Here is a 24,824-nt window from a genome sequence, read left to right as displayed (position 1 = left end):
CGGCATGAAACACCCCAAGACACTCGCCCTTCTCGGCCTGTTCCTGGCGACACAAGCCTCGGCCCATGGTTTGTGGACCGAACAACGGCGCGGCAACATTGAAGTGATCTACGGCCACGGCGACGAGGACAATGCCTTCAAGGCCCAGAAAATCAGCGGGGCCTGGGCCTATGACCTGGGCGGCAAGATGATCCCGGTCACGGTGCAACGCCTACCCGACCACGCCCGCCTGCAACCGCTCAAGCCGCCGGCCGTGCTCGCGGTGGCGCTGGACAATGGCATGTGGTCCCAGACCGCTGACAAGAAGTGGATCAACGAAGGCCGCAGCAAGGTGCCCGGCGCGATCGAGTCGACCCACACCTTCAAATACAGCCTGGCAATCTACGAGCCCGGAGCGAAGCTGCCGAAGCTGGAGCCGATCAGGTTCGTGATCCTGCCGGACGTCGATCCGCTGACCATAGGTCCCGGCCAATCATTGCCGGTGCGGGTCCTGCTGGATGGCAAGCCTGCGGCCGGGGTAAAACTGGTGGGCGATTACCGCAGCGCGCCGAACACCGTCGCCACTGAAACCGACGCCGACGGTCGGGCCCAGGTGCTGGTGCGCAATGAAGGTTTGAACGTCATCGCCGCGCAGATGGAAATCCCGCTCAAGGATGACAAGGACGTGGCGACGCGTGGTGTGTTTACTTCGCTGACGTTCCTTGGCGAGCCGCATCACGAATAAAGCATCTGAATGCACAGGACACACCTGTGGGAGCGAGCTTGCTCGCGATAGCGTAGTGTCAGTCGATAGTCATTTTGAATGTCAGACCGCCTTCGCGGGCAAGCCCCACAGGGGCCCCGCGATGAAACGCCAATTTCGTGAACGCCGGAAACCACTGTGGGAGCAAGGCTTGCCCGCGATAGCGCCGAATCAGTCGACATTTGAGTCACTGACCCACCGCCATCGCGGGCAAGCCTTGCTCCCACAGAGGGTTTCCTACAGTTCAGCGCAGAGCTTTAGAGTTCGCCCAGGGCGTCGATCAGCGCCTGGTTCTGCTCCGGTGTGCCAATGCTGATCCGCAGGAACTGGGCAATCCGCTCCTGTTTGAAGTGCCGCACGATCACCCCCTGTTCTCGCAGCTTCGCCGCCAGTCCCGCCGCATCATGCCGGGGGTGACGGGCGAAGATGAAGTTGGCCGCCGAAGGCAAGACTTCAAACCCCTTGGCCTCCAGTTGTGCCACCACCCACTCGCGATGCTCGATGACCAACCGGCAGGTCTTCTGGAAATACTCGCGATCGTCGAATGCCGCCGCGCCACCCACGTTCGCCAAGCGATCCAGAGGGTAGGAGTTGAAGCTGTTCTTGATCCGCTCCAGCGCTTCGATCAGATCCGGATGGCCTACCGCCAAGCCCACTCGCAACCCCGCCAGCGAGCGGGACTTGGACAAGGTCTGGGTGACCAGCAGATTCGGATAACGGTCCACCAGGCTGATGGCCGTCTCGCCACCGAAGTCGATATAGGCTTCATCGACTACCACCACCGAATCCGGGCTGGCCTTGAGCATTTGCTCCACCGCTTCCAGCGCCAGCAGGCAGCCGGTCGGGGCGTTCGGGTTGGGGAAAATGATCCCGCCGTTCGGCTTGGCATAGTCCGCCGGATCGATCCGGAACTGCTCATCCAGGGGCACCGCATCGAACTGGATGCCATACAAGCCGCAATACACTGGATAGAAGCTGTAGCTGATGTCCGGAAACAGGATCGGCTGGTCGTGCTGCAGCAGGCCGTGAAAAATGTGCGCCAGCACTTCATCCGAGCCGTTACCGAGAAACACCTGGTTGGCCTGCACACCATAGTAGCGGGCCACGGCGTTCTTCAGCAGATCGCTGTTGGGGTCCGGATACAGACGCAGGTTGTCATTGAGCTCGGTCTGCATCGCCGCAAGGGCCTTGGGCGATGGGCCGTAGGGGTTCTCGTTGGTATTGAGCTTGACCAGGCGGGTCAGCTTCGGTTGTTCGCCGGGCACGTAGGGCACCAGGTTCTTGACGAACGGGCTCCAGAATTTACTCATTTCAGTTTCCCTGCCCGTCAATGGAGGACTCATCAAGAATTCGATACTCGGCGCTGCGGGCGTGGGCGCTCAACGACTCGCCACGGGCCAGTACCGAAGCGGTCTTGCCCAGTTCGGATGCACCCTGCTCGGAGCAGAAGATGATCGACGAACGCTTCTGGAAGTCATACACCCCCAGCGGCGACGAGAAACGCGCGGTGCCGGAAGTCGGCAACACGTGGTTGGGCCCTGCACAGTAATCGCCCAGGGCCTCGCTGGTGTGGCGGCCCATGAAGATCGCACCGGCATGACGGATCTGCGGCAACCAGGCCTGCGGATCGGCGACCGACAATTCCAGGTGCTCCGGCGCGATGCGGTTGGCGACCTCGATCGCCTGTTCCATGTCATCGACCTTGATCAGCGCGCCACGACCATTGATCGAGGTGTTGATGATTTCGGCGCGATCCATGGTTGGCAGCAGCCTGTCGATACTGGCCGCGACCTTGTCGAGGAATTCGGCATCCGGGCTGACCAGAATCGCCTGGGCGTCTTCGTCGTGCTCGGCCTGGGAGAACAAGTCCATGGCAATCCAATCCGGGTCGGTCTGGCCGTCGCACACCACGAGGATTTCCGAAGGGCCGGCGATCATGTCGATACCGACCTGGCCGAACACGTGACGCTTGGCGGTGGCGACATAGATGTTGCCCGGCCCTACCACCTTGTCGACCCTCGGTACGCTTTCGGTGCCGTAGGCCAATGCAGCTACGGCTTGGGCGCCACCGATGGTGAACACCCGGTCCACGCCAGCAATGCAGGCAGCGGCCAGCACCAGTTCGTTGATTTCACCCCGTGGGGTCGGCACGACCATGACCACTTCGGTCACGCCGGCAACCTTGGCCGGAATGGCATTCATCAGCACCGAGGAGGGATAGGACGCCTTGCCGCCCGGCACGTACAGGCCGGCGCGGTCCAGTGGCGTAACCTTCTGGCCCAGCACGGTACCGTCCGCTTCGGTGTAGCTCCAGGAGTCCTGCTTCTGTCTTTCGTGATAGCTGCGCACCCGGGAGGCGGCTTTTTCCAGGGCCTCGCGCTGGGGCACGGTGATCCGCGTCAGGGCCAGCTCCAAGCGCTCGCGCGGCAGGATCAGGTCGGCCATGGACGCCGCCTGCAGGCCATCGAATTTCTGGGTGAATTCCACCACGGCGGCATCGCCCCGCTCGCGCACGGCTTTGATGATGTCCAGCACCCGCTGATTGACCGAGTCGTCAGACACACTTTCCCAGCTCAGCAGATGATCCAGATGATGTGCGAAATCCGGATCGGCAGCGTTGAGTCGGCGAATCGAGGTGGGAGCGGTCATAGCGAGGGCCTCATTAATGGCAAATGCTCAGGCGCCCTAAGCTACCAGTCCATTCGCGTGGGCACCTGAGAAAATTGGCTATGACACGGATAGACGGGCGCGACTCGAGGTCGCGCAGGTAAATCAGCCGCGGTGTCGCGATTCCACTGCCTTGCGCAGGGTATCGATCAGTGCCTGGATACGAGCATGCTGCATTTTCATCGATGCCTTGTTGACGATCAGCCGGGAGGTGATGTCCGCGATGAAATCCTGGGGTTCCAGGCCATTGGCCCGCAGGGTATTGCCGGTGTCGACGACGTCGATGATCTTGTCCGCCAGGCCGATCAGCGGCGCCAGCTCCATCGAACCGTACAACTTGATGATATCGACCTGGCGACCCTGCTCGGCATAGTAGCGCTTGGCAATGTTGACGAACTTGGTTGCCACCCGCAGGCGCCCCTTGGGCTCCGGCGCGCCGACCTTGCCGGCGGTCATCAGCTTGCACCGGGCGATCTGCAGGTCCAGGGGCTCATACAGACCCTGGCCACCGTATTCCATCAGCACGTCCTTACCGGCAACGCCGAGGTCGGCGGCGCCATGTTCAACGTAAGTCGGCACATCGGTGGCACGCACAATCAGCAGGCGCACATCGGCCTGGGTCGTGGGGATGATCAGCTTGCGGCTCTTGTCCGGATTCTCGGTCGGCACGATGCCCGCTTCAGCCAGAAGCGGCAGGGTGTCGTCAAGGATGCGGCCCTTGGACAGTGCGATGGTCAACATGGGAACGTCAGTCCTTATCAAGGTACACATGCCCGGTCGCAAGCGGCGCCGGACACACATCGAGGGTGCACCACCCTCGATTTGAAACGAAATCCAGGCACATCCTTGTGCCCATGCAGCCGGAACTAGCCCGGTACGCGGCGGATCTTGGCACCGAGCATCTGCAGTTTTTCTTCGATGCACTCGTAGCCACGGTCAATGTGGTAGATGCGGTCGATCAGGGTATCGCCTTCGGCAACCAGGGCCGAAATCACCAGGCTGGCCGAGGCCCGCAGGTCGGTGGCCATCACTGGCGCGCCCTTGAGCTTCTCGGTGCCGGTGACGATGGCGGTGTTGCCTTCGACCTGGATCCTGGCGCCCATGCGGTGCAGTTCATAGACGTGCATGAAACGGTTTTCGAAGATCGTCTCGATCACCGCGCCGGTGCCTTCGGCAATGGCGTTGAGGGAGATGAACTGTGCCTGCATGTCGGTCGGGAACGCCGGGTATGGCGCGGTCCGCACATTGACGGCCTTGGGCCGCTTGCCGTGCATGTTCACTTCGATCCAGTCTTCGCCGCAGGTGACTTCGGCGCCGGCTTCCTTGAGTTTCTCCAGGACGGCTTCAAGGATCGTCGGATCGGTGTCCTTGACCTTGACGCGACCGCCGGTGACGGCAGCAGCGACCAGATAGGTACCGGTTTCGATCCGGTCCGGCATCACTTTGTAAGTGGCCGAGTGCAAGCGCTCGACGCCATCGATGGTGATGGTGTCGGTACCGGCACCACTGATCTTGGCGCCCATGGCGATCAGGAAGTTCGCCAGGTCCACCACTTCAGGCTCGCGAGCAGCGTTTTGCAACACGCTGCGGCCCTTGGCCAGTGCAGCGGCCATCATGATGTTCTCGGTACCGGTCACGCTGACGGTGTCGAAGAAGAAATGGGCGCCGCGCAGGCCGCCTTCAGGCGCCTTGGCCTTGATGTAGCCGCCTTCGACGTCGATGACCGCGCCCATGGCTTCCAGGCCACGGATGTGCAGGTCCACCGGACGCGAGCCAATGGCGCAACCGCCAGGCAACGCAACCTCGGCTTCACCGAAACGGGCAACCATCGGGCCCAGTACCAGGATCGACGCGCGCATGGTTTTCACCAGCTCGTACGGAGCGACCAGGGTCTTGATGGTGCGCGGGTCGATCTCGACGGCGAGTTTCTCGTCGATCACCGGTTCGATGCCCATGCGACCGAACAGCTCGATCATCGTGGTGATGTCATGCAGGTGCGGCAGGTTGGCCACGGTCACCGGGCCATCGCACAGCAGGGTCGCGGCCAGGATCGGGAGGGCGGAGTTCTTTGCCCCGGAAATACGGATTTCGCCATCAAGACGAACGCCGCCGGTAATAATCAGTTTATCCATAAGAATCTCGAGGCCCTTGGGCTCAGGTGCGCTCGGCCCAGGCCGCGCTGCTGAAAAATTTCATCGTGACCGCGTGGATGCTGCCATCGGCAATCCATGGGTTCAAATGGGCATAGATGCTCTGCTGACGCTTCACTGGGCTCAACGCCGCCAGTTCATCACTGATTACGTTCAACTGGAAGTTGCAGCCTTCGCCTTCAACTTCCACCTGCGTACCAGGCAGCTTTCCTTCAAGGAAGCTCTTCACTTCTACAGCCTGCATGCTCAACCTCAATCGGCGCCCTGTGCGCGCGGGTCGCACATCATACAAAAAAGCCCCGCGCCTGCGAACCCCGCGAAGCAGGACTCTGACGGGGGGACTTTTCCAGCGATGTGGCTCAGTGGTGCGCCAACAGCTCGGTCAGCTCGCTGACCTGGGCTATTTCGCGCATGTCTTCGGGCATCCCACGGATGCTCCACGTTTTGCCGGCCGCCTCGGCATCCCGCATGAAACACAGCAGTAGCGACAAGCCTACACTGCTGGATTTCTGCACCGCCGAGCAGTCAATGACCACCTCGGCGGCACCAACGGACTTGATCAGCGCCTGGCCCTGGGTGCGCAAGGCCGGACCAGTGCGATAGTCCAGCACACCGCTGAGCAACAACTCGTCGGCTTCGCCCAGACGAACGGCCGACTCACTCGCCGACTCATTCATTGTCCCTGCTTCTCCTTGGCTTCGTCGGTCACTTCCTTGGCCTTGGCGACTTCGCCGGCCCAGCCATCGATGGTCTTGTCCAGGTCATTGCCATTGCGCTGCATGGCATCGGCAAACTGGTCGCGGAACAATTTGCCGATGTTGATGCCGTTGATGATCACGTTGCGCACCTTCCACTCGCCGTTCAACTGTTCGAGCGTGTAGGACACCGGGTAGATAGCACCGTTGTTACCCTTGACCTGCATGTCGACGCTGGTACGGGTACCGTTTTCATCCTTGGCCGGTGAAACGGTGATGCCCTGATTGTTGTATTCGAGCAAGGCGTTGCCGTAGAACTGCATCAGGCTGCGCTTGAAGTTTTCCTGGAAGCGGGTCATCTGCGCAGGGGTTGCCTTGCGCGAGTACTTGACCGTCATGATGCTGCGCGAGATGCCATCGGCGTCCACCACCGGACCAACAATGCCGTTCAGCGCATCATAGAATGCGCCCGGATCCTGCTTGTATTGCTCCTTGTTGGCGGCAAGGTCTGCCAGCAGGCGGGTCGTGGTGTCCTGGATGATATCGTGGGCGGAAGGCGCCGCCAGGGCATTGGCCATCAGCGGCAGGGCTGCCAGCAGGACCAACAGGCTGCGTCGCAAGATAGAGATCATCGAAAGGCTCCTCATTTAGCGTCTTTGCTAACGGTATTAAGCAGGAATTTCCCGATCAGGTCCTCGAGCACCAGCGACGACTGCGTGTCATGGATGGTCCCACCGTCCTTGAGCAGGGATTCTTCCCCACCCACGCTGATACCGATGTATTTCTCACCCAGCAGACCCGCCGTCAGGATAGATGCAGTGGAATCAGTCGGCAGGTTATCCACGCGCTTTTCCACCTCCATCGTCACCCGTCCGGTGAAACTGTCGCGATCCAGATCGATTGCCGTGACCTTGCCGATAGTGACACCGGCCATGGTCACCTTGGCTCTGACCGTCAAACCGGCGATATTGTCAAAATAAGCATAAAGTTTATAAGTATCGGTGTTCGCAGTCGGCGCCAGGCCGCTGACTCGCAGGGCCAGCAGCAATAAAGCCAGGATGCCGGCCAGCAGGAAAAGGCCGACACCGATTTCCAGGGTGCGGTTTTGCATCAGAAATCTCCAAACATCAAGGCGGTCAGAATAAAGTCAAGGCCCAGGACCGCCAGCGAGGCGTACACCACGGTCTTGGTTGTGGCACGGCTGATCCCCTCGGACGTGGGCTCGCAGTCATAGCCTTGAAACACGGCGATCCAGGTCACCACAAAAGCGAATACAGCACTCTTGATGACGCCATTGAGCACATCATCGAGGAAGTCGACACTGTTCTGCATGTTGGACCAGTAGGACCCGTCATAAATGCCCAGCCAGTCGACGGCCACCCAGGAACCACCCCAGATGCCGACGACGCTGAAGATGATTGCCAGAACCGGCAAGGAAATGAAGCCGGCCCACAGGCGCGGGGCAATGATGTACTTGAGCGGGTCGACGCCGATCATTTCCAGGCTGGACAGTTGCTCAGTGGACTTCATGTTGCCGATTTCGGCCGTCAGCGCCGACCCGGCGCGCCCGGCGAACAGCAACGCGGTCACCACCGGACCGAGTTCACGCAACAGCGTCAGCGCAACCATCTGCCCGACCGCCTGCTCCGAACCGTAGCTGGACAGGATATTGAAACCCTGCAACGCCAGCACCATGCCGATGAAAATCCCGGACACCACGATGATCACCAGGGACATCACCCCCACTGAGTGCAACTGCTTGACCAGCAGGCCAAAACCGCCGCTCGTGGAGTTGCGCCCCAGCAAGGCATGAGCCAGGAACAACGTGGAACGGCCCAGCACCGCCAGTACGTCGATGCCGGAGCGGCCAAACAGGCGAATTCTTTCTATTAATGATTTCTTGCGCATCAGCGCTTCCCCAGCAGATCGGTACGGTAATCCGTGGCCGGAAAATGGAACGCCACCGGACCGTCCGGATCACCCTTCATGAATTGGCGAATGCGCGAGTTGTCCGACGCCATCAGCTCTTGGGGCGTACCCTGCCCCAACACCTGTCCATCGCCGACCACATAGATGTAGTCCGCGATGCTGGCGGTTTCAGCCAGGTCGTGGGATACCACGATACTGGTGATACCCAGGGCATCATTGAGCAACCGGATCAGGCGCACCAGCACGCCCATGGCGATAGGGTCCTGCCCGACAAAGGGCTCGTCATACATGAGGATTTTCGGATCGAGGGCAATCGCCCGCGCCAGGGCAACCCGACGCTTCATGCCGCCGGACAGTTCGTCCGGCATCAAATCGAGGGCGCCACGCAGCCCGACCGCCTGCAATTTCAGCAGGACGATGTCGCGGATCATCTCCTCCGGCAGGTCGGTATGGACCCGCAGCGGGAACGCCACGTTCTCGAACACGTCGAGATCGGTGAACAGCGCGCCGCTCTGGAACAGTACGCCCATGTGCTTGCGCGCATCGAACAGATCGCTGCGCGACAGCTTGGGAAGATTCTGGCCATTGACCCAGACTTCACCGGCGTCAGGACGCAACTGTGCGCCCATCAGGCGCAGCAGCGTGGTCTTTCCGCATCCGGAAGGCCCCATGATGCCGGTCACCTTGCCGCGCGGAATGCGAATATCGATGTCATTGAAAATGCTGCGCGTCCCTCGCTTGAAGGACAGCCCCTTCAGCTCGACCGCGTAGGCGTTGTCGGCACTCATCTAAACTCCTTGCGATGCAGCCTCATATCCGAATGCCCTGACCAGCCGTTAACGTCGCTACCGCCGGGCACCCGAACCGGCGGCGAACTATATCACCGCAACGGCCGCACGCCCAAGGGCCACCCCTGGCTGGTTAAGCCTGACTTAAGGGAAATGAGCACATTTTATTCAAACCGGGCGGGGTGTTTGCACGAAGCATGACGAACTTGCGTGAGGGAATTGTTCATTGCCGGTATAATCGCCGCCTTTTCATCGGGCTATACGATTTCTGACATGAGCCAAACCAGCGACCTGATTCAATCGGCACAACGTACCATCCGCCTCGAGCTCGAAGCCGTGCAAGGCTTGCTGCCCCGCATCGACGCTGATTTCGTACGCGCCTGCGAGATGATTCTGGCCAGCAAAGGCCGCGTCGTCGTGGTCGGCATGGGCAAGTCCGGACACGTCGGCAACAAGATCGCCGCGACCCTGGCCAGCACGGGCACCACGGCATTCTTCGTCCACCCGGCCGAAGCCAGCCATGGTGACATGGGCATGATCACCCGGGACGACATCATCCTGGCACTGTCCAACTCCGGCTCCACCAATGAAATCATTACACTGCTGCCGTTGATCAAACGCCTGGGCATCCGGCTGATCAGCCTCACCGGCAACCCGGACTCGCCGCTGGCCAAGGCCGCCGAAGTGAACCTCAACGTTCACGTCGAGCACGAGGCCTGCCCGCTGAATCTGGCACCGACCTCCTCCACCACCGCTGCTCTGGTCATGGGCGATGCCCTGGCCGTAGCCCTGCTGGAGGCCAGAGGGTTCACGGCGGAGGACTTTGCCTTTTCCCACCCTGGGGGAGCCCTGGGCCGCCGCCTGCTGCTGAAGGTCGAAAACGTGATGCACGCCGGTGAAGAGTTGCCACAGGTGCAACGCGGCACGCTGCTCAAGGATGCACTCATGGAAATGACGCGCAAGGGCCTGGGCATGACGGTGATCCTGGAGGCCGACGGCAAGCTCGCCGGGATCTTCACTGACGGCGACCTGCGTCGCACTCTGGACCGCACCATCGATGTGCACAGTGCCACCATTGAGCAGGTCATGACGCCCCATGGCAAGACGGCCCGCGCGGACATGCTCGCTGCCGAAGCCCTGAAAATCATGGAAGACCACAAGATCAGCGCCTTGGTGGTGGTCGATGCCGAAGACCGCCCGGTGGGCGCCCTGAACATGCACGACTTGCTGCGTGCAGGAGTCATGTAAATGAACGCAGACCTGCTGCAACGAGCTAAAGACATCAAGCTGGCCGTGTTCGACGTGGACGGCGTGCTGACCGACGGACGCCTGTATTTCCTCGAAGACGGCAGCGAGTTCAAGACGTTCAATACCCTCGACGGCCAGGGCATCAAGATGCTGATGGCCGCCGGCGTGCAGACGGCCATCATCAGCGGCCGCAAGACCCCGGTGGTCGAACGGCGCGCAAAGAACCTCGGCATCCCCCACCTTTATCAGGGCCGCGAGGATAAACTGGTGGTCCTGGACGAGCTCCTGGGCCAACTCAATCTAAGCTATGAACAGGTTGCGTACCTGGGTGACGATCTGCCTGACCTGCCGGTGATCCGTCGGGTTGGCCTGGGCATGGCAGTGGCCAACGCAGCCGGCTTCGTACGCGAGCACGCCCACGGCGTTACCGCCGCGCGAGGCGGCGAAGGCGCGGCCCGTGAATTCTGCGAACTGATCCTGCGCGCCCAGGGCCGCCTCGAAGCGGCAAACGCCGCGTACCTGTGAGCCATTTATGCTGAGCAAGAAAATTCGCACCATCCTGCTGTTCGCGTGTATCGCGGCAATTTTCGCGGCGGTGGGCTACTGGAACATCAGCCCCGAGCGCTTTCTCGACCGCCCTGCCGTCAAGGTCGAGGAAAACGATATCGACTGGTACGCGACCAACACGCATACACTGCAGTACCTGCCTGACGGCAAGGTGCAGTACGAAATGACGTCCGACAAGGTCGATCACGTCAAGGCCACCGACATTACACTGGTCGCCAATCCGGACCTGAACATGTTCCGTGGCACGGAGTTTCCGTGGCACGTGCAGAGCAAGCGTGCCGAAGTCAACTCCGGCGGCACCGAAGTGGAACTGATCGACTCGGTACGCGTCGCACGAACCGACGAGAAGAACCGCACGACCATCATCACCAGCACTCGCATGACCGTGTTCCCGCAGCGACAATATGCGCAGACCGAGCAACCCGTTAGAATCGACGGCGCCGGTGGTGTATCGACCGGCACGGGAATGAAAGCGTATCTGAAGGAAAGCAGGATACACCTGCTATCGAACGTAAGAGGACAGTATGAAGCTCGCTAAAACCCTCCCTATTTTGCTCAGTCTGGGCGCAGCACTGGGAAGCGCGAGCGCCTGGTCTCTTCCCAACGACCGTGATCAGCCTATCCGCATCCAGGCCGACGACGCCCAATTGGACGACAAGAACGGGGTCGCCACTTATAAAGGCGACGTGATCATCACTCAGGGCTCAATGAAGGTCACCGGCAACACCGTGACCATTACCCGCACCCAGTCCGGCGATATCGACGTAGTGACCTCGGTGGGCAACCTGGCCTATTTCGAGCAACTGCAAACGGCCGGCGACACCAAGCCCGTGCAAGGCTACGGCGTGACCATCCAGTATCACGCGTCCCAGGACCGCGTCGTACTGATCGATCGTGCCAAGGTCATCGACAAGGACAACAACGTCACCCAAGGCGAGAAAATCGTCTACGACACGAACAAGAAACTCGCCAGCGCCGGTCGCGCCACCGGCAGCAAGGTGACCGAGCAGCGCCCACGGATCGACATGGTCATCCAGCCGAAAAAGAAAACCGAGCAAAGGCCCCAGTAATGGCAACTCTGAAAGCTCAGCACCTGGCCAAGAGCTACAAGAGCCGTCAGGTCGTGCGCGATGTCAGCCTGTCCATCGACAGCGGGCAGATCGTCGGTCTGCTCGGCCCCAACGGCGCGGGCAAGACCACCTGTTTCTACATGATCGTCGGCCTGGTCCAGGCCGATCAGGGCCGCGTCCTGATCGACGACCTGGACGTCAGCCACCAGCCGATGCATGGCCGGGCAAAGGCCGGCATCGGCTACCTGCCACAAGAAGCGTCGATCTTCCGCAAACTGTCGGTAGCCGACAACATCATGGCGATTCTCGAAACCCGCAAGGAACTCGACAAGGCCGGTCGTCGTCAGGAGCTGGAAAGCCTGCTGCAGGAATTCCACATCAGCCACATCCGCGACAACCTGGGCATGAGCCTGTCCGGTGGCGAACGGCGTCGAGTGGAAATTGCCCGCGCCCTGGCCACCGCACCGAAATTCATTCTGCTCGACGAACCGTTCGCCGGCGTGGACCCGATTTCGGTAGGTGACATCAAGCAGATCATCCACCACCTCAAGGCGAAGGGGATCGGCGTGCTGATCACCGACCACAACGTGCGCGAGACGCTGGACATCTGTGAAACCGCCTACATCGTCAATGACGGCCAATTGATCGCCGAAGGTGACTCCACCACCATCCTGGCCAACGAACTGGTCAAGGAAGTGTATCTGGGCCATGAGTTCCGCCTGTAAGCGAAGTGCCTGGCAAATGTCCCTGCGCTGCGGACTCAAACACGCAACGCTTCGGGATACTCTCAGTGAATCCCCTATCATCGGGGAACTAATTGAGAAATTCCCCTAGGCAAACACTTCTGCTTCAGGCATATAATTTGCTTAAGGTTTGGCGCTTCGGCGCCCTTGTAGTGGATGGCGCATGTGCGCCGGCGAATAAGGTGTTAAGCCCCTGCCATGAAACCATCGCTAGTCTTGAGAATGGGCCAGCAGCTGACGATGACACCGCAGCTGCAACAGGCCATCCGCCTGCTCCAATTGTCGACCCTGGACCTGCAACAGGAAATCCAAGAGGCCCTGGAATCCAATCCGATGCTCGAACGCCAGGAAGAAGGCGACGACTTCGACAACACTGATCCGCTGGCCGACAACGTCGAGCAGAAACCCAATACCGAGACCCAGGAACCGTCCTACCAGGAGGAAGCCGCCCCGACGGTGGACAACCTCGAGGATGGCGAATGGAACGAACGCATCCCCAACGACCTGCCCGTGGACACGGCCTGGGAAGACGTCTACCAGACCAGCGCCAGCAGCCTGCCGAGCAGCGATGATGACGAGTGGGACTTCACCACCCGCACCTCCGCCGGTGAAAGCCTGCAAAGCCACCTGCTGTGGCAACTGAACCTGGCACCGATGTCCGACACCGATCGCCTGATCGCCGTGACCCTGATCGACTGCATCAACAACCAGGGCTACCTGGACGAAACCCTCGAAGAAATTCTCGAAGCCTTCGATCCGGAGCTGGACATCGAGCTGGACGAGATCGAGGCCGTCCTGCACCGTATCCAGCAGTTCGAGCCGGCCGGCATCGGCGCCCGCAACCTGGGTGAGTGCCTGCTCCTGCAACTGCGCCAGTTGTCCGCCAAGACGCCATGGCTGGCCGAAGCCAAGCGACTGGTCACCGACTATATCGATCTGCTGGGCGGCCGCGACTACAGCCAACTGATGCGACGCATGAAGCTCAAGGAAGATGAACTGCGCCAGGTGATCGAACTGGTCCAGAGCCTCAACCCGCGCCCGGGCTCCCAGATCGAGGCCACCGAGCCCGAGTACGTGGTTCCCGATGTGATCGTGCGCAAGCACAACGATCGCTGGCTGGTGGAGCTGAACCAGGAGTCGGTACCCAAGCTGCGGGTCAACGCCCAGTATGCCGGCTTTGTAAAGCGTGCCGACACCAGCGCCGACAACACCTTCATGCGCAACCAGCTGCAGGAAGCGCGCTGGTTCATCAAGAGCCTGCAGAGTCGCAACGAAACCCTGATGAAGGTCGCCACCCAGATCGTCGAGCACCAACGCGGCTTCCTGGACTACGGCGACGAAGCGATGAAACCGCTGGTCCTTCACGACATTGCCGAGGCAGTGGGCATGCACGAATCGACAATTTCCCGTGTGACCACGCAGAAATTCATGCATACCCCACGGGGTATCTACGAATTGAAATATTTTTTCTCCAGCCACGTCAGCACCTCCGAAGGCGGCGAATGCTCTTCCACGGCCATCCGCGCGATCATCAAGAAACTGGTGGCCGCGGAAAATCAGAAAAAGCCGTTGAGTGACAGCAAGATCGCTGGTTTACTGGAGGCACAAGGCATTCAGGTGGCCCGCCGTACCGTCGCCAAGTATCGCGAATCCCTCGGGATCGCGCCTTCGAGCGAACGCAAGCGGTTGATGTAACAGGCCACGCCACAGCGTTCCAGTGGCAGGTATTTCTGCCTGCCGCTTTATGCACTGGCAACGAAGGAGAAGCTGTATGCAAGTCAACATCAGTGGACACCAACTGGAAGTGACCGAACCCCTGCGTACCTACATCGGCGAAAAACTCGACCGATTGGAACGGCATTTCGACAAGATCACCAACGTGCAGGTCACGATGAACGTCGAGAAGCTGCTGCAGAAAATCGAAGCCACACTGCATATCCCCGGCGGAGAGGTGGTTGCCAATGCGGAGCATACAGACATGTACGCCGCGATTGACCTGCTGACCGACAAGCTGGATCGCCAACTCAAAAAGCATAAGGAAAAGACCCAGAGCCTCCTCCAGGGCGCTACCGGTCGTTAACTCCCCCAATCCATGATCCGACTAGAAACCATCCTGACCCCCGGCCGTTCCATGGTGAACGCGCCGGGCGGCAGTAAAAAGAAAGCCCTCGAACAAATTGCCAACCTGATCCACCGCGAAGTGCCGGATCTGGAAATGCAGGACGTTTTCGAGGCCCTGGTTGCCCGTGAAAAACTCGGTTCCACCGGTTTTGGCAACGGCATCGCCATTCCTCACTGTCGCCTCAAGGGATGCATCACGCCCATCAGCGCGCTGCTGCACCTTGAAGCCGCCATAGATTTCGACGCCATCGACGGCGCACCGGTTGACCTGTTGTTCGTATTGCTGGTTCCGGAAGCAGCGACCGATGCGCATCTTGAACTGCTGCGCCAGATCGCCAGCATGCTGGACCGCAAGGAAGTGCGCGAAAAACTGCGCAGCGCACCGAGTAACCAAGCCTTGTATCAGGTCGTCCTGGACGAGCAGAACGGTCATTAATCATGCGCCTGATCATCGTTAGCGGCCGCTCCGGCTCCGGTAAAAGCACGGCGCTCAATGTGCTTGAGGACAGCGGCTACTATTGCATCGACAACCTGCCGGCCGGCCTGCTGCCAGAGTTGGCCGAGCGGGCGCTGATCCATACCGAGCTGGCGCAACCGCTGGTGGCGGTTTCCGTCGATGCGCGCAACCTGCCAAGCCACTTGTCGCGTTTCCCCGAGCTGCTCGAGGAAGTGCGCAGCCGGCATATCCAGTGCGATGTCCTGTATCTGGATGCCGATGATGAAACACTGCTCAAGCGCTTTTCCGAGACCCGACGGCGCCACCCGCTGAGCAATGCCAACCGCTCGCTGGCCGAAGCCATTGAAGACGAAAGCCAGTTGCTCGGACCGATTGCCGACCTCGCGGACTTGAAGGTCAATACCACGAACCTGAACCTGTATCAGTTGCGCGACACCATCAAGTTGCGCCTGCTGAACCAGCCGGAGCCCGGCACGGCGTTCCTGGTGGAGTCGTTCGGCTTCAAGCGTGGCATGCCGGTAGACGCCGACCTGGTGTTCGATGTGCGCTGCCTGCCCAACCCATATTGGAAACCGGAGCTGCGCGAGCAATCCGGGCTCGACCAACCGGTGATCGACTACCTGGCGGCTCAACCGGATGTCGAGGAAATGTTCCAGGACATCTCCGGCTACCTGCTTAAATGGCTACCCCGTTTCGCCGCAAGCAACCGTGCCTATGTCACGATTGCCATCGGCTGTACCGGTGGTCATCACCGCTCCGTCTATCTGACCGAGCGCCTGGGCCAGCTCCTGCAACAATCCCTGAAGAACGTCCAGGTTCGCCACCGCGACCTCAGCTAAAGGATTCATATCGCGATGCCTGCTCGGGAAATTGAAATCATCAACAAGCTGGGCTTGCACGCCCGGGCTTCAGCCAAGTTTGTCGGCGTTGCCGGTCAGTTCAAGGAGACGACCATCCGCGTCGGTCGGACGCCTGAGCCTGAAACCATGATCGACGGTAAAAGCATCATGGCCATGATGATGCTTGCAGCGGGCAAGGGCACCACGATTCACCTGCAAACCCAAGGTGAACAAGAACATGAGGCGATGGATGCCCTGGTGGACCTGATCAACCGCTACTTCGATGAGGGCGAATAAGCTCCAGGCTCAGGCTCTTGGTTTCGCGAGTACAAAAAAGGCGCGTCACCCATTAGGGATGCCGCGCCTTTTTTATTGCAACGAGGTCAGCTGCCAGCCACCATCATTCGCTCGATCAGCACCGAACCGGTGCGGATGTTGCTGCGCAGCTCCAGATCATTCCCCACCGCCACGATCTGCTTGAACATGTCGCGCATGTTGCCGGCAATGGTCACTTCCTGGACAGGGAACTGAATCTCGCCATTTTCGACCCAGAACCCGGCCGCACCCCGGGAGTAATCGCCGGTTACCATGTTCAGGCCATGGCCCATCAGTTCGGTCACCAGCAACCCTTTGCCCATCCGCCGCAGCAAGGCCGCCTGGTCCTCTTCGCCATGGGTCACGAACAGGTTGTGCACGCCACCCGCATTGGCGGTGCTCGGCATGCCGAGTTTGCGACCCGAATACGTGCCGAGAATGTAGGACACCAGTTCCCCCCTCTCCACGAACGGCTTGGCATACGTGGCCAGGCCATCACCGTCGAAAGCCGAACTGCCCATGGCCTGCATCAGGTGCGGACGTTCATCGATGGTCATCCATTCCGGGAACAGTTTCTGCCCCAGCGAGCCTTCGAGAAACGAAGACTTGCGATACAGATTGCCGCCGGACACCGCTGACAGGAAGCTGCCGAACAACCCACCAGCCAACTCGGCGGCAAACAGTACCGGCACTTCACAGGTCGGCACAGGTCGCGCGCCCAAACGACTGGCCGCCCGTTGCGCGGCTTTCTGGCCAATCACCAGCGGGTCCATCAGCAGATTGCCCTGGCGGTTCACGTCGTACCAGTAATCGCGCTGCATCTGGCCATTGGCTTCGGCAATCATCACGCAGCTGAGGCTGTGACGGGTCGACGCGTAGCCGCCGATGAAGCCGTGACTGTTGCCGTACACCCGGCAGCCCTGGTGGGTATTGAGCGTCGTGCCGTCGGCATTCCTGATCCGCGGGTCGGTATCGAATGCTGCCGCTTCACAGCGCAACGCCTGCTCGATGGCTTGTTCGGGGGTGATGTCCCAAGCGTGGAACAGATCGAAATCCCGCGCCTCCTGGCACATCAGGGCGGCATCGGCCAGGCCCGAGGCCTCGTCTTCGGAGGTGTGCTGGGCAATCGCCAGTGCCGCGGCGACGGTTTCGCGAATGGCGTCCGGGCCGCTGGCCGACGTACTGGCCGAGCCCTTGCGCTGCCCCGCGTACAAGGTAATGCCAAAACCCTGGTCGCGGTTGAACTCGACGGTTTCCACCTCACGCTGGCGTACCGACGTCGACAAGCCCTGCTCCAGTGACACCGCCACCTCACAGGCACTGGCGCCCTGTCGTTTGGCCTCGGCAAGGATCTGCTCGACCTGCTCCTGCAGTGCCGGCAATGCTTGCGGGCCGACGCTCTGAACTGCACTCATGGCTTTCTCCACTCAAATTCTGCTTTCGGTAAGGCCTTCGAGCGACCGGGCCGGACAAGCGGCCCCCGACTGGTTATCATGGCGGCGTTTCTTTGCGGACTGCCCCCATGGTTGATTCTTACGACGACTCCCTCTACGAGGGTGAAAAAAGCAAATCCCAGGTCAAACGCGAGCTGCATGCTCTGGTTGACCTCGGCGAGCGCCTGACAACACTCAAGCCGGACTTGCTGGCCAAACTGCCCTTGACCGACGCCTTGCGCCGGGCCCTGGCCGATGCGCCCAAGCACACCGCGAATATCGCGCGGAAACGGCACCTGCAGTTCATCGGCAAACTGATGCGCGATCAGGACACTGACGCCATCCTGGTCCTGCTCGATCAACTCGACGCCTCCACCCGGCAGTACAACGAACGCTTCCATAACCTGGAGCGCTGGCGTGATCGCTTGATCGCTGGCGACGACGCTACCCTGGAAAAATTCGTCGTCGACTATCCGGAGGCCGATCGCCAGCAGTTGCGCTCCCTGATTCGTCAGGCCCAGCACGAAGTGGCGCAGAACAAGCCACCGGCTTCGAGCCGTAAAATCTTCAAGTACATCCGGGAGCTGGACGAAACTCAACGCGGCTTGCGCTGAGTAGCGTCCTGCAGGAGCTGCCGAGTGCAGCGAGGCTGCGATCTTTCCCATACCATTGATCCAGGGTGAAAGATCAAAAGATCGCAGCCTTCGGCAGCTCCTACGCGCCCGTACCACCCACGGTAATCGCATCGATCTTCAGGGTCGGCTGACCGACACCCACCGGTACCGACTGCCCATCCTTGCCGCACGTTCCTACCCCACTGTCCAGGGCCAGGTCGTTACCGACCATCGACACCTTGCTCATGGCCTCCGGTCCGTTTCCGATCAGCGTCGCTCCCTTGACCGGCGCGGTGATCTTGCCGTCCTCGATCAGGTAGGCCTCGCTGGTGGAGAACACGAACTTGCCGCTGGTGATGTCCACCTGGCCGCCGCCGAGGTTGGCGCAGTAGATGCCTTTTTTCACCGAAGCGATGATTTCCGCAGGATCACTTTGTCCACCCAGCATGTAAGTGTTGGTCATGCGTGGCATGGGCAGGTGCGCGTAAGACTCACGACGCCCGTTGCCGGTACGGGCGACGCCCATCAACCGCGCGTTGAGCTTGTCCTGCATGTAGCCTTTGAGTACGCCGTTTTCGATCAGCGTGGTGCACTCGGTCGGGGTGCCCTCGTCATCGACGCTCAGCGAACCGCGCCGCCCGGCCAAGGTGCCATCATCGACAATGGTGCAGAGTTTCGAAGCGACCATTTCGCCCATGCGTCCGCTGTAGGCCGAACTGCCTTTGCGGTTGAAATCGCCCTCCAGGCCATGCCCCACCGCTTCGTGCAGCAGCACACCGGACCAGCCGGACCCCAGCACCACCGGCAACGTGCCAGCCGGTGCGGGAATGGCTTCCAGGTTGACCAGCGCCTGGCGCAAGGCCTCCCTGGCGTAACCCATGGCGCGGTCTTCACTGAGGAAATAGCGGTAGTCGGTACGCCCGCCGCCGCCATGCCCCCCGCGCTCGCGGCGACCGTTCTGCTCGACAATCACACTGACATTGAACCGCACCAGCGGCCGTACATCCGCCGCCAAGCCACCGTCGGTGGAGGCCACCAGGATGCGTTCCCAGACGCCGGCCATGCTCACCGACACCTGCTGGATGCGCGGGTCGAGGGCCCGGGTCGCGACATCGATGCGCTTGAGCAGTTCGACCTTCTCGGCCCGACTCATGACCTCCAGCGGATTATCCGGCGCATACAACTGCGCGACGTCCTGGCTGCTGAAGGCCTGTACCGTGCCGTTCTGCCCGGCCCGGGAAATCGAACGCGCCGCACGGGCCGCAGCCCCCAGGGCTTCGAGGGTAATGGCATTGCTGTAGGCGAATCCGGTTTTCTCGCCGGACTGGGCACGCACGCCCACGCCCTGGTCAAGGTTGAAACTGCCTTCCTTGACGATGCCGTCTTCCAGCGACCAGGACTCGGAGATCTGTCCCTGGAAATACAGGTCGGCCGCATCGATACCCGGACCGGCCAAGTCGCCCAGCACGCTTTGCAGGCTCTCAAGAGTTACGCCGCCGGGGGATAGAAGGTGTTCACTGACTGAGGACAACAACCCGCTCATATGTTTTACGCCTTGAATTCGTCGTCTTGGACAGGTCGCTGTCGAGCGCCCTGCGAGAAAAAGCGCCGATGGCTGACCACCGGCATGCGCGCCCGGATGGACGCCTGTTCGCTGCTGTCACGCTCGGCCAGCAGCACGGCTTCGCCTTGATCCTGTTGCGCCAGCACCCGCCCCCATGGGTCGACAATGGCCGCATGGCCAAAGGTTTCCCGAGGCCCCGGATGCACGCCCCCTTGGGCGGCCGCCAGCACATAGCACTGGGTTTCAATGGCCCGGGCGCGAATCAGCACCTCCCAATGAGCTGCACCGGTGACGGCGGTGAACGCCGAGGGCGCCGTAATCAATTCGGCGCCGGCAGCCCGCAGCTCGCTATACAGCTCCGGAAAACGCAAGTCATAGCAGACCGTCAGGCCCACCCTGCCCACCGGCGTATCAGCGACCACCACGTTACCGCCATAAGCATAGTCATCAGACTCACGGTAGCGCCCACGATTATCAGCCACATCAACGTCGAACAGGTGCAGTTTGTCGTACCGCGCCACGATCTGGCCCTGATCGTCCACCAGCAGCGAGCAGGCATGGGCCTTGGCCTCGGGCCGGTCCATCGGCGGCAAGGGCAACGTGCCGGCCACAACCCATAACCTGAGGTCACGGGCGACCTGTTTCAACCAGGGCAGGATCGGTCCCTGACCAAAGGCTTCGGCACGACCGAGGTCGGCCACGTCCCGCCGCCCCATCGCCGCGAAGTTTTCCGGCAACACCGCCAGCCGCGCACCGCCAGCGGCAGCCTGCTCCAGCAAAACACGGGCACGCGCCAGGTTGGCGAGCACATCGCTCTGGCTGACCATTTGAATCACTGCGACTGGCATGGTGCTTTCCTCCTGTCCTTATCCTTGCCGTGAGGGCTGTGGGAGCAAAGCTCGCTCGCGATACGGACGACTCGGTGCAACTGTAAACCCGCGTCATCGTTCATCGCGAGCAAGCTTTGCTCCCACAGGTTGCTCCCACAGGCTCGCTCCCGCAGGGCGGATTGCGCCACCCACTAGAACGGCTTGTCGAAGGTGATCTTCGGCTCTTTCCACGGCCCCTTGACGTCGTATCTTACGCTGGCAAAACGCGCCACGCGGTCACCGATCAACTTGTCGATCAGAAACAGTGCTCCGCCCACCGCCGGTGCGCCGACAATCAGCGCGGCAATCGGCAGGTTGTTGCTCACCGGCAATGTCACCTGCAACTTGGCATCGACCCGGTCTGCCACCATGTCCAATGTTCCGTTGAGTTCCAGGTTGCTCGAAGGGCCAGTCAGAGTAATGGGTTCACGGGTCACGTAGACACCATTGCTCGCCACCAACAGCCCTTTGACCCGGTCGTAGCTCAGGCCCTTGCTGAACAGGTCGGAGAAGTCCAGGCGCAGCCGCCGACCAATGGAGTTGAAGTTCAGCAGGCCGAACACCCGCAATGCCTGGGCGCTGCCCTCGACCTCGACGAACTGGCCTTTGCTCAACGACGCATCGATACTGCCGGAAAAGCGCTTGGTCGCGACCCACGCCGGTGAGCCGGGCCAGTTGCCATCGACGTCCAGATGAAAGGCCTGGCTGGTCACGCTTGGGGCGAATCCCCAGCCCTTGAGCACATCCGCCAGGTTCTTGCCGCCGATGCGCCCCTTGTACCAGCTGCGGGTTGAGCCGGGCACGCCTTCCCAGCCGCCACTGCCCTGCAACGTCATGCCCTTGAGCCCCATGTCCAGATTGTTCAGCGCAATGCCTTTGCTGGTCGGACGCACCTTCAATGACCAGGCGCCGATCAGATCCGGTCCCTGGAACAACTGGTCGATCGCGATATCCATGGCCGGGATCCGTGTGGGGTCCACCGATGCCAAGGGGTCCGGCGCGTTTTCATCGGCCTGCACCGTCGGGTCCGCGGCCGGCAGGCGAACATAGTCCAGCTTGATCCCGATCGGAGCGCTCTTCGCATCCGGCAGGCTGGCGCTGCCCTTGGCCTGCTGGCTGTCGAGCCGCAAGGCCCAGGCGTCCGGCTTGCGGTCCAGTTGCACCGATGCCTGGTCCAGGGTCGTCCCCATGGCCGTGAGCTTGCCCACCTTCAGGTCGACGCCGCTGAGCAATTGCCTGGCGCTGCCGCTGGGGTCCTGTCCGGCGTACTTGTTCATCAGGTCCTGCCAGGGCCCGACATCCAGTTCCGACAGCGTCCCACGCAGCCGCAACCCTTTGGCTCCAGGCAAGACTGCATCGCCGCCTCCGAGCAACAGCTCACCACGACCATCGGCCGGCTTCCCGCCCGGCGCGGCGTACGTTAAGTTGGCGAGGTCGCCATAATTGACCCAGTAACGTCGCTCCGGGCCCTGCAGCGTCATGCGGAACACCGTGTCACGCCCGGTATCGGCCGTCATGCCGAAGGGCGCCGGCAGGTCCACCGCCACACCCTTTAGGTTGGAACTGACCGACAACTGGCTATCGGCCCCGTCGAGTATCACCTGCAACTGGTAAGGAACGACTCCGGAAACGGGTAACGGCTGGGTAACGTTCAGCCAGTCGGTGAGTTTCTTGACGTCCAGCCGCCCGGACGCAGCCACCCGGGTATTGAGCGCACCGGCACGGCCATCGGCAAAGATCTGCGCGGTCAAAGGTCGGTCGAACGCCCGGGCCGTGATGTTCTTGCCGCTCAGCCCCTTGTTGCTGTCGAAACGGAAGTCGCCCTTGAGCTGGGTCAGCTCCAGCACCGGATCGCTGAGTTTGAGTCGGGCGTCGGCGGTGCTGAAGTCCACCAGAATCTTCGGTTGATCACCCTTGGCCAATGGGATATCGAGCTTCACATTGCCTTGCAGGCCGCCTTCGCCTTCCCAGCCGGCGAACGTCTCGGCCGTGCCGATCGGCGCTGTCTGCAGGATTTTCAGCCCGTCTCCCAACCCCCCGCTGAACCCACCCTCCAATAGCAGATGGGAATGCTGCCCGCTCGGGACATGGGGAATGTTCACCGCCACGTCTCTGACCTGGGTGCCCAGCAATTGTCCCTGGCTGGCGAAAATGCGCACGCCGCTGTCTTCGACGAAAACGTCGCCACTGACCTTGCCGACCGAAGGCCAGCCCGGCTGGAAGGCCAGCTCGGCGTCATGCACCTTGAAGAACAGGCTGATGCTGCGGGCCGCGTCCTCGGCGCCGTGGTTCAGCGAACCCTGATACTGGAAAAACCCTTCATCCACGGCACCCTTGACGATGGCCGTGCGCAACCACTCATCCAGGGCCGGGCTCAGCACCGCCGGCAGATACTTGGCGGTGTAGCGCCCATCGCCATCCACCAGGCCGACCCGCAGGTCCATGTAGTCTTCCTGGCTATGGTCGAAATGCAGGCGGATCAGGAAGTCTCCGGCAATCCTGCCCTCCTCCCCCAGCACCTTCAGGTAGGGCGCGATCAGGGTAAAGCCGTGCTGGTCGAGCTTCCAGGTCAGCCGCGCATTGGCCTGCAGGTACTGCCAGGGCTTGGCGAAGATCGGATCCAGGTGCAGGGAAAAATCCTTGCTGTCCATGCGCAGCTCGCCGCCACCGAGGTCGCCGCTGAGGCTGCCCGAGACATTACGCGCCGCCGGAGCACCGTGATACGCATTGAAGCCTACCGTATCCAGGTTCGTGGCGAAGCTGACCTTCCGATCTCCGGCATTCTGCGGCCGGTAGTCCACCAACACATTGCGCAGACCACCGGTGAACCTGAGACGGTCGATGGCCGTCGCTACGCCCGCGGGCAGAGGCGCCAGGGCATTGAGCAGCGGCGTAAGCGGGGCCAGGTCGAGGCGATCGGCCTGCACATGCCAGAGTTCTTCAGTCTGCTCGGTGCCGACGCTCTGCTGCAATTGCAGGCGCGACTCCCAGCGGACGTCTCCCAGACTCATCGCCAGGGAATCGAACGTCGCGGTGAACCCGTCGCTGCCGCGCTGGAAATATCCGTTGAGTGCCAGGTTGCGGATCTGTACCGGCTTGCGCTCGGCGTAGGCGCCGGTGATGTCCGGCGCATTCAGGCGCACGGCAGCGCTCTGCAGCGTGCCGTTCCCCCAACTCAGCCAGAACTCGCCGCCGGCCTTGGCCTGGGAGAAATTCCACTCCCGGGTCAGGCGCTTCGGCAGCCATTTCGACCAGTCGCTCTGCGGCAGGCTCAGGTACGCATCGGCCTGGCCGTTCTTCCAGTCCGCGGCGCGGATGCGGGTACGCAGGTTGATTGCCAGCGGTTGCCCGTCGGGCAAGGTCAGGCGTACATCCAGGCGCTGGCGGCTGACGCCGGTCCTGAGGCTCAGGCCTACATAGGTCAGGGTCAGCGGCGCCTGATCCAGCGGCTGCAAGGTCACTTGGCTGTCCAGGATCGAGAGCCTCGATACCACCTGCATGCGATCGAACAATTGCTGCGGGTCGAACGGCTGATCTTCCTTGACTGGCAGACCTTCCAAGGCCCATTTGCCGTCGGTGCCTTCCTTGAGGCTGATTTTCAGCCCACCGAGTTCCAAGTGGGCGATGCGCACCTGCCGGGCCAGCAGGCTGGCCCATATGTCGGGCACGGCACGCACCTCATCCAGGTGCATGGCATTGGCCCCTTCGCCGATCATCACGTCGCGAGCCAGCAGAATCGGCGCCAGGCCGCTCCATTTACCCTCCACGCTGCCGACGCGCAACGGCATGCCCAGCGCTTCGGTGGCCCGATCCTCGATCTCGGCGCGGTACTCGGCTACCAGCGGCGCCAGCTCCCGCCCCAGACTGACATATAGCGCCAGCAGCACCAGCAGTAGCGCGCACAGACCCAAGCCCCAGCGGGTCAGCGCGGCCAGAATGCGGGTCAAACGCTCCATGTCAGTGGACTCCCCAGGCAAAGATATTCAAATCGGCGAGACCACCGCTTCAGGAGC

Annotated in this window: 26 protein-coding genes; 12 read left to right on the top strand and 14 right to left on the bottom strand. The window is 61.4% G+C overall.

Annotated elements, in window-relative coordinates:
* The first annotated feature begins 4 nt into the window (after nucleotides 1-4).
* The gene (locus QZH45_RS05615) at nucleotides 5-724 is read left to right on the top strand and encodes a DUF4198 domain-containing protein (protein ID WP_055136178.1); all 720 of its coding nucleotides are present in this window, start codon (nucleotides 5-7) and stop codon (nucleotides 722-724) included.
* Between the two features lie 275 nt (nucleotides 725-999).
* Here QZH45_RS05615 and hisC read toward each other — a convergent pair whose 3' ends face one another.
* From hisC to QZH45_RS05565, 10 genes are all read right to left on the bottom strand, one after another.
* Nucleotides 1,000-2,052 carry a histidinol-phosphate transaminase gene (gene hisC / locus QZH45_RS05610; RefSeq protein WP_024777498.1) on the bottom strand — a complete coding sequence of 351 codons (1,053 nt, stop codon included), beginning with the start codon at nucleotides 2,050-2,052 and terminating at the stop codon, nucleotides 1,000-1,002.
* 1 nt (nucleotide 2,053) lies between these two features.
* Nucleotides 2,054-3,391, bottom strand: a complete 1,338-nt coding sequence (hisD, locus tag QZH45_RS05605; RefSeq protein ID WP_055135954.1) for a histidinol dehydrogenase — start codon at nucleotides 3,389-3,391, stop codon at nucleotides 2,054-2,056.
* A 123-nt stretch (nucleotides 3,392-3,514) separates the two neighbouring features.
* Nucleotides 3,515-4,150, bottom strand: coding sequence for an ATP phosphoribosyltransferase (gene hisG / locus QZH45_RS05600; RefSeq protein ID WP_003197870.1), 636 nt, complete (start codon nucleotides 4,148-4,150; stop codon nucleotides 3,515-3,517).
* A 125-nt stretch (nucleotides 4,151-4,275) separates the two neighbouring features.
* Nucleotides 4,276-5,541: a UDP-N-acetylglucosamine 1-carboxyvinyltransferase gene (gene murA / locus QZH45_RS05595; protein ID WP_024777496.1), complete on the bottom strand. Its 1,266-nt coding sequence runs from the start codon at nucleotides 5,539-5,541 to the stop codon at nucleotides 4,276-4,278.
* A gap of 22 nt (nucleotides 5,542-5,563) precedes the next feature.
* Complete coding sequence (locus tag QZH45_RS05590; protein ID WP_007953556.1) at nucleotides 5,564-5,803, bottom strand: BolA family protein; 240 nt, start codon at nucleotides 5,801-5,803, stop codon at nucleotides 5,564-5,566.
* A gap of 115 nt (nucleotides 5,804-5,918) precedes the next feature.
* Nucleotides 5,919-6,236, bottom strand: coding sequence for an STAS domain-containing protein (locus tag QZH45_RS05585; RefSeq protein ID WP_024777495.1), 318 nt, complete (start codon nucleotides 6,234-6,236; stop codon nucleotides 5,919-5,921).
* Nucleotides 6,233-6,886, bottom strand: coding sequence for an MlaC/ttg2D family ABC transporter substrate-binding protein (locus QZH45_RS05580; protein WP_024777494.1), 654 nt, complete (start codon nucleotides 6,884-6,886; stop codon nucleotides 6,233-6,235). The genes QZH45_RS05585 and QZH45_RS05580 overlap by 4 nt, the downstream gene beginning before the upstream one ends.
* A gap of 11 nt (nucleotides 6,887-6,897) precedes the next feature.
* On the bottom strand, nucleotides 6,898-7,365 hold the full coding sequence (mlaD, locus tag QZH45_RS05575; protein ID WP_024777493.1) for an outer membrane lipid asymmetry maintenance protein MlaD: 468 nt from the start codon (nucleotides 7,363-7,365) through the stop codon (nucleotides 6,898-6,900).
* Nucleotides 7,365-8,162: a lipid asymmetry maintenance ABC transporter permease subunit MlaE gene (gene mlaE / locus QZH45_RS05570; protein WP_024777492.1), complete on the bottom strand. Its 798-nt coding sequence runs from the start codon at nucleotides 8,160-8,162 to the stop codon at nucleotides 7,365-7,367. Before mlaE ends, mlaD begins: the two co-directional genes overlap by 1 nt.
* Complete coding sequence (locus QZH45_RS05565) at nucleotides 8,162-8,971, bottom strand: ATP-binding cassette domain-containing protein (RefSeq protein WP_024777491.1); 810 nt, start codon at nucleotides 8,969-8,971, stop codon at nucleotides 8,162-8,164. The genes mlaE and QZH45_RS05565 overlap by 1 nt, the downstream gene beginning before the upstream one ends.
* Before the next feature lie 273 nt (nucleotides 8,972-9,244).
* Between QZH45_RS05565 and QZH45_RS05560 the strand changes: the two genes are divergently transcribed.
* The 10 genes from QZH45_RS05560 to QZH45_RS05515 all read left to right on the top strand — a co-directional run bounded on the left by QZH45_RS05560 (nucleotide 9,245) and on the right by QZH45_RS05515 (nucleotide 16,313).
* Nucleotides 9,245-10,219 (top strand): KpsF/GutQ family sugar-phosphate isomerase, encoded by a 975-nt coding sequence (locus QZH45_RS05560; RefSeq protein ID WP_024777490.1) that lies wholly within the window; start codon nucleotides 9,245-9,247, stop codon nucleotides 10,217-10,219.
* Nucleotides 10,220-10,744, top strand: a complete 525-nt coding sequence (locus QZH45_RS05555; protein WP_024777489.1) for a KdsC family phosphatase — start codon at nucleotides 10,220-10,222, stop codon at nucleotides 10,742-10,744. It begins immediately after the preceding gene.
* A gap of 7 nt (nucleotides 10,745-10,751) precedes the next feature.
* Nucleotides 10,752-11,324 (top strand): LPS export ABC transporter periplasmic protein LptC, encoded by a 573-nt coding sequence (gene lptC / locus QZH45_RS05550; RefSeq protein WP_024777488.1) that lies wholly within the window; start codon nucleotides 10,752-10,754, stop codon nucleotides 11,322-11,324.
* Nucleotides 11,311-11,856 carry a lipopolysaccharide transport periplasmic protein LptA gene (lptA, locus tag QZH45_RS05545; RefSeq protein ID WP_024777487.1) on the top strand — a complete coding sequence of 182 codons (546 nt, stop codon included), beginning with the start codon at nucleotides 11,311-11,313 and terminating at the stop codon, nucleotides 11,854-11,856. Before lptC ends, lptA begins: the two co-directional genes overlap by 14 nt.
* Nucleotides 11,856-12,581 (top strand): LPS export ABC transporter ATP-binding protein, encoded by a 726-nt coding sequence (gene lptB, locus QZH45_RS05540; RefSeq protein WP_024777486.1) that lies wholly within the window; start codon nucleotides 11,856-11,858, stop codon nucleotides 12,579-12,581. The genes lptA and lptB overlap by 1 nt, the downstream gene beginning before the upstream one ends.
* Before the next feature lie 216 nt (nucleotides 12,582-12,797).
* On the top strand, nucleotides 12,798-14,294 hold the full coding sequence (locus QZH45_RS05535) for an RNA polymerase factor sigma-54 (RefSeq protein ID WP_055135955.1): 1,497 nt from the start codon (nucleotides 12,798-12,800) through the stop codon (nucleotides 14,292-14,294).
* Nucleotides 14,295-14,370: 76 nt separating this feature from the next.
* Nucleotides 14,371-14,679, top strand: coding sequence for a ribosome hibernation-promoting factor, HPF/YfiA family (hpf, locus tag QZH45_RS05530; protein ID WP_003178005.1), 309 nt, complete (start codon nucleotides 14,371-14,373; stop codon nucleotides 14,677-14,679).
* Nucleotides 14,680-14,691: 12 nt separating this feature from the next.
* Nucleotides 14,692-15,156, top strand: a complete 465-nt coding sequence (gene ptsN / locus QZH45_RS05525; protein ID WP_024777484.1) for a PTS IIA-like nitrogen regulatory protein PtsN — start codon at nucleotides 14,692-14,694, stop codon at nucleotides 15,154-15,156.
* 2 nt (nucleotides 15,157-15,158) lie between these two features.
* The gene (rapZ, locus tag QZH45_RS05520) at nucleotides 15,159-16,016 is read left to right on the top strand and encodes an RNase adapter RapZ (protein ID WP_024777483.1); all 858 of its coding nucleotides are present in this window, start codon (nucleotides 15,159-15,161) and stop codon (nucleotides 16,014-16,016) included.
* Nucleotides 16,017-16,031: 15 nt separating this feature from the next.
* Nucleotides 16,032-16,313, top strand: a complete 282-nt coding sequence (locus QZH45_RS05515) for an HPr family phosphocarrier protein (RefSeq protein WP_024777482.1) — start codon at nucleotides 16,032-16,034, stop codon at nucleotides 16,311-16,313.
* An 86-nt stretch (nucleotides 16,314-16,399) separates the two neighbouring features.
* Here the strand turns inward: QZH45_RS05515 and pmbA are convergent, their stop codons facing one another.
* Nucleotides 16,400-17,746, bottom strand: coding sequence for a metalloprotease PmbA (gene pmbA / locus QZH45_RS05510; RefSeq protein WP_024777481.1), 1,347 nt, complete (start codon nucleotides 17,744-17,746; stop codon nucleotides 16,400-16,402).
* 107 nt (nucleotides 17,747-17,853) lie between these two features.
* On the opposite strand from pmbA, the gene yjgA reads away from it, so the two are divergent.
* Nucleotides 17,854-18,378 (top strand): ribosome biogenesis factor YjgA, encoded by a 525-nt coding sequence (gene yjgA / locus QZH45_RS05505; RefSeq protein ID WP_024777480.1) that lies wholly within the window; start codon nucleotides 17,854-17,856, stop codon nucleotides 18,376-18,378.
* Nucleotides 18,379-18,478: 100 nt separating this feature from the next.
* Here the strand turns inward: yjgA and tldD are convergent, their stop codons facing one another.
* From tldD to QZH45_RS05490, 3 genes are all read right to left on the bottom strand, one after another.
* Nucleotides 18,479-19,921, bottom strand: coding sequence for a metalloprotease TldD (tldD, locus tag QZH45_RS05500; protein WP_024777479.1), 1,443 nt, complete (start codon nucleotides 19,919-19,921; stop codon nucleotides 18,479-18,481).
* A 5-nt stretch (nucleotides 19,922-19,926) separates the two neighbouring features.
* Complete coding sequence (locus tag QZH45_RS05495; protein ID WP_055135956.1) at nucleotides 19,927-20,790, bottom strand: carbon-nitrogen hydrolase family protein; 864 nt, start codon at nucleotides 20,788-20,790, stop codon at nucleotides 19,927-19,929.
* Between the two features lie 173 nt (nucleotides 20,791-20,963).
* Nucleotides 20,964-24,767, bottom strand: coding sequence for a YhdP family protein (locus QZH45_RS05490; RefSeq protein ID WP_024777477.1), 3,804 nt, complete (start codon nucleotides 24,765-24,767; stop codon nucleotides 20,964-20,966).
* Between the last annotated feature and the right edge of the window lie 57 nt (nucleotides 24,768-24,824).

This window comes from Pseudomonas corrugata, assembly GCF_050920615.1.
Lineage (GTDB): Bacteria > Pseudomonadota > Gammaproteobacteria > Pseudomonadales > Pseudomonadaceae > Aquipseudomonas > Aquipseudomonas corrugata.
Note: the sequence above shows the minus strand (reverse complement) of the source record. Positions and strands in the feature narration are given on the sequence as shown.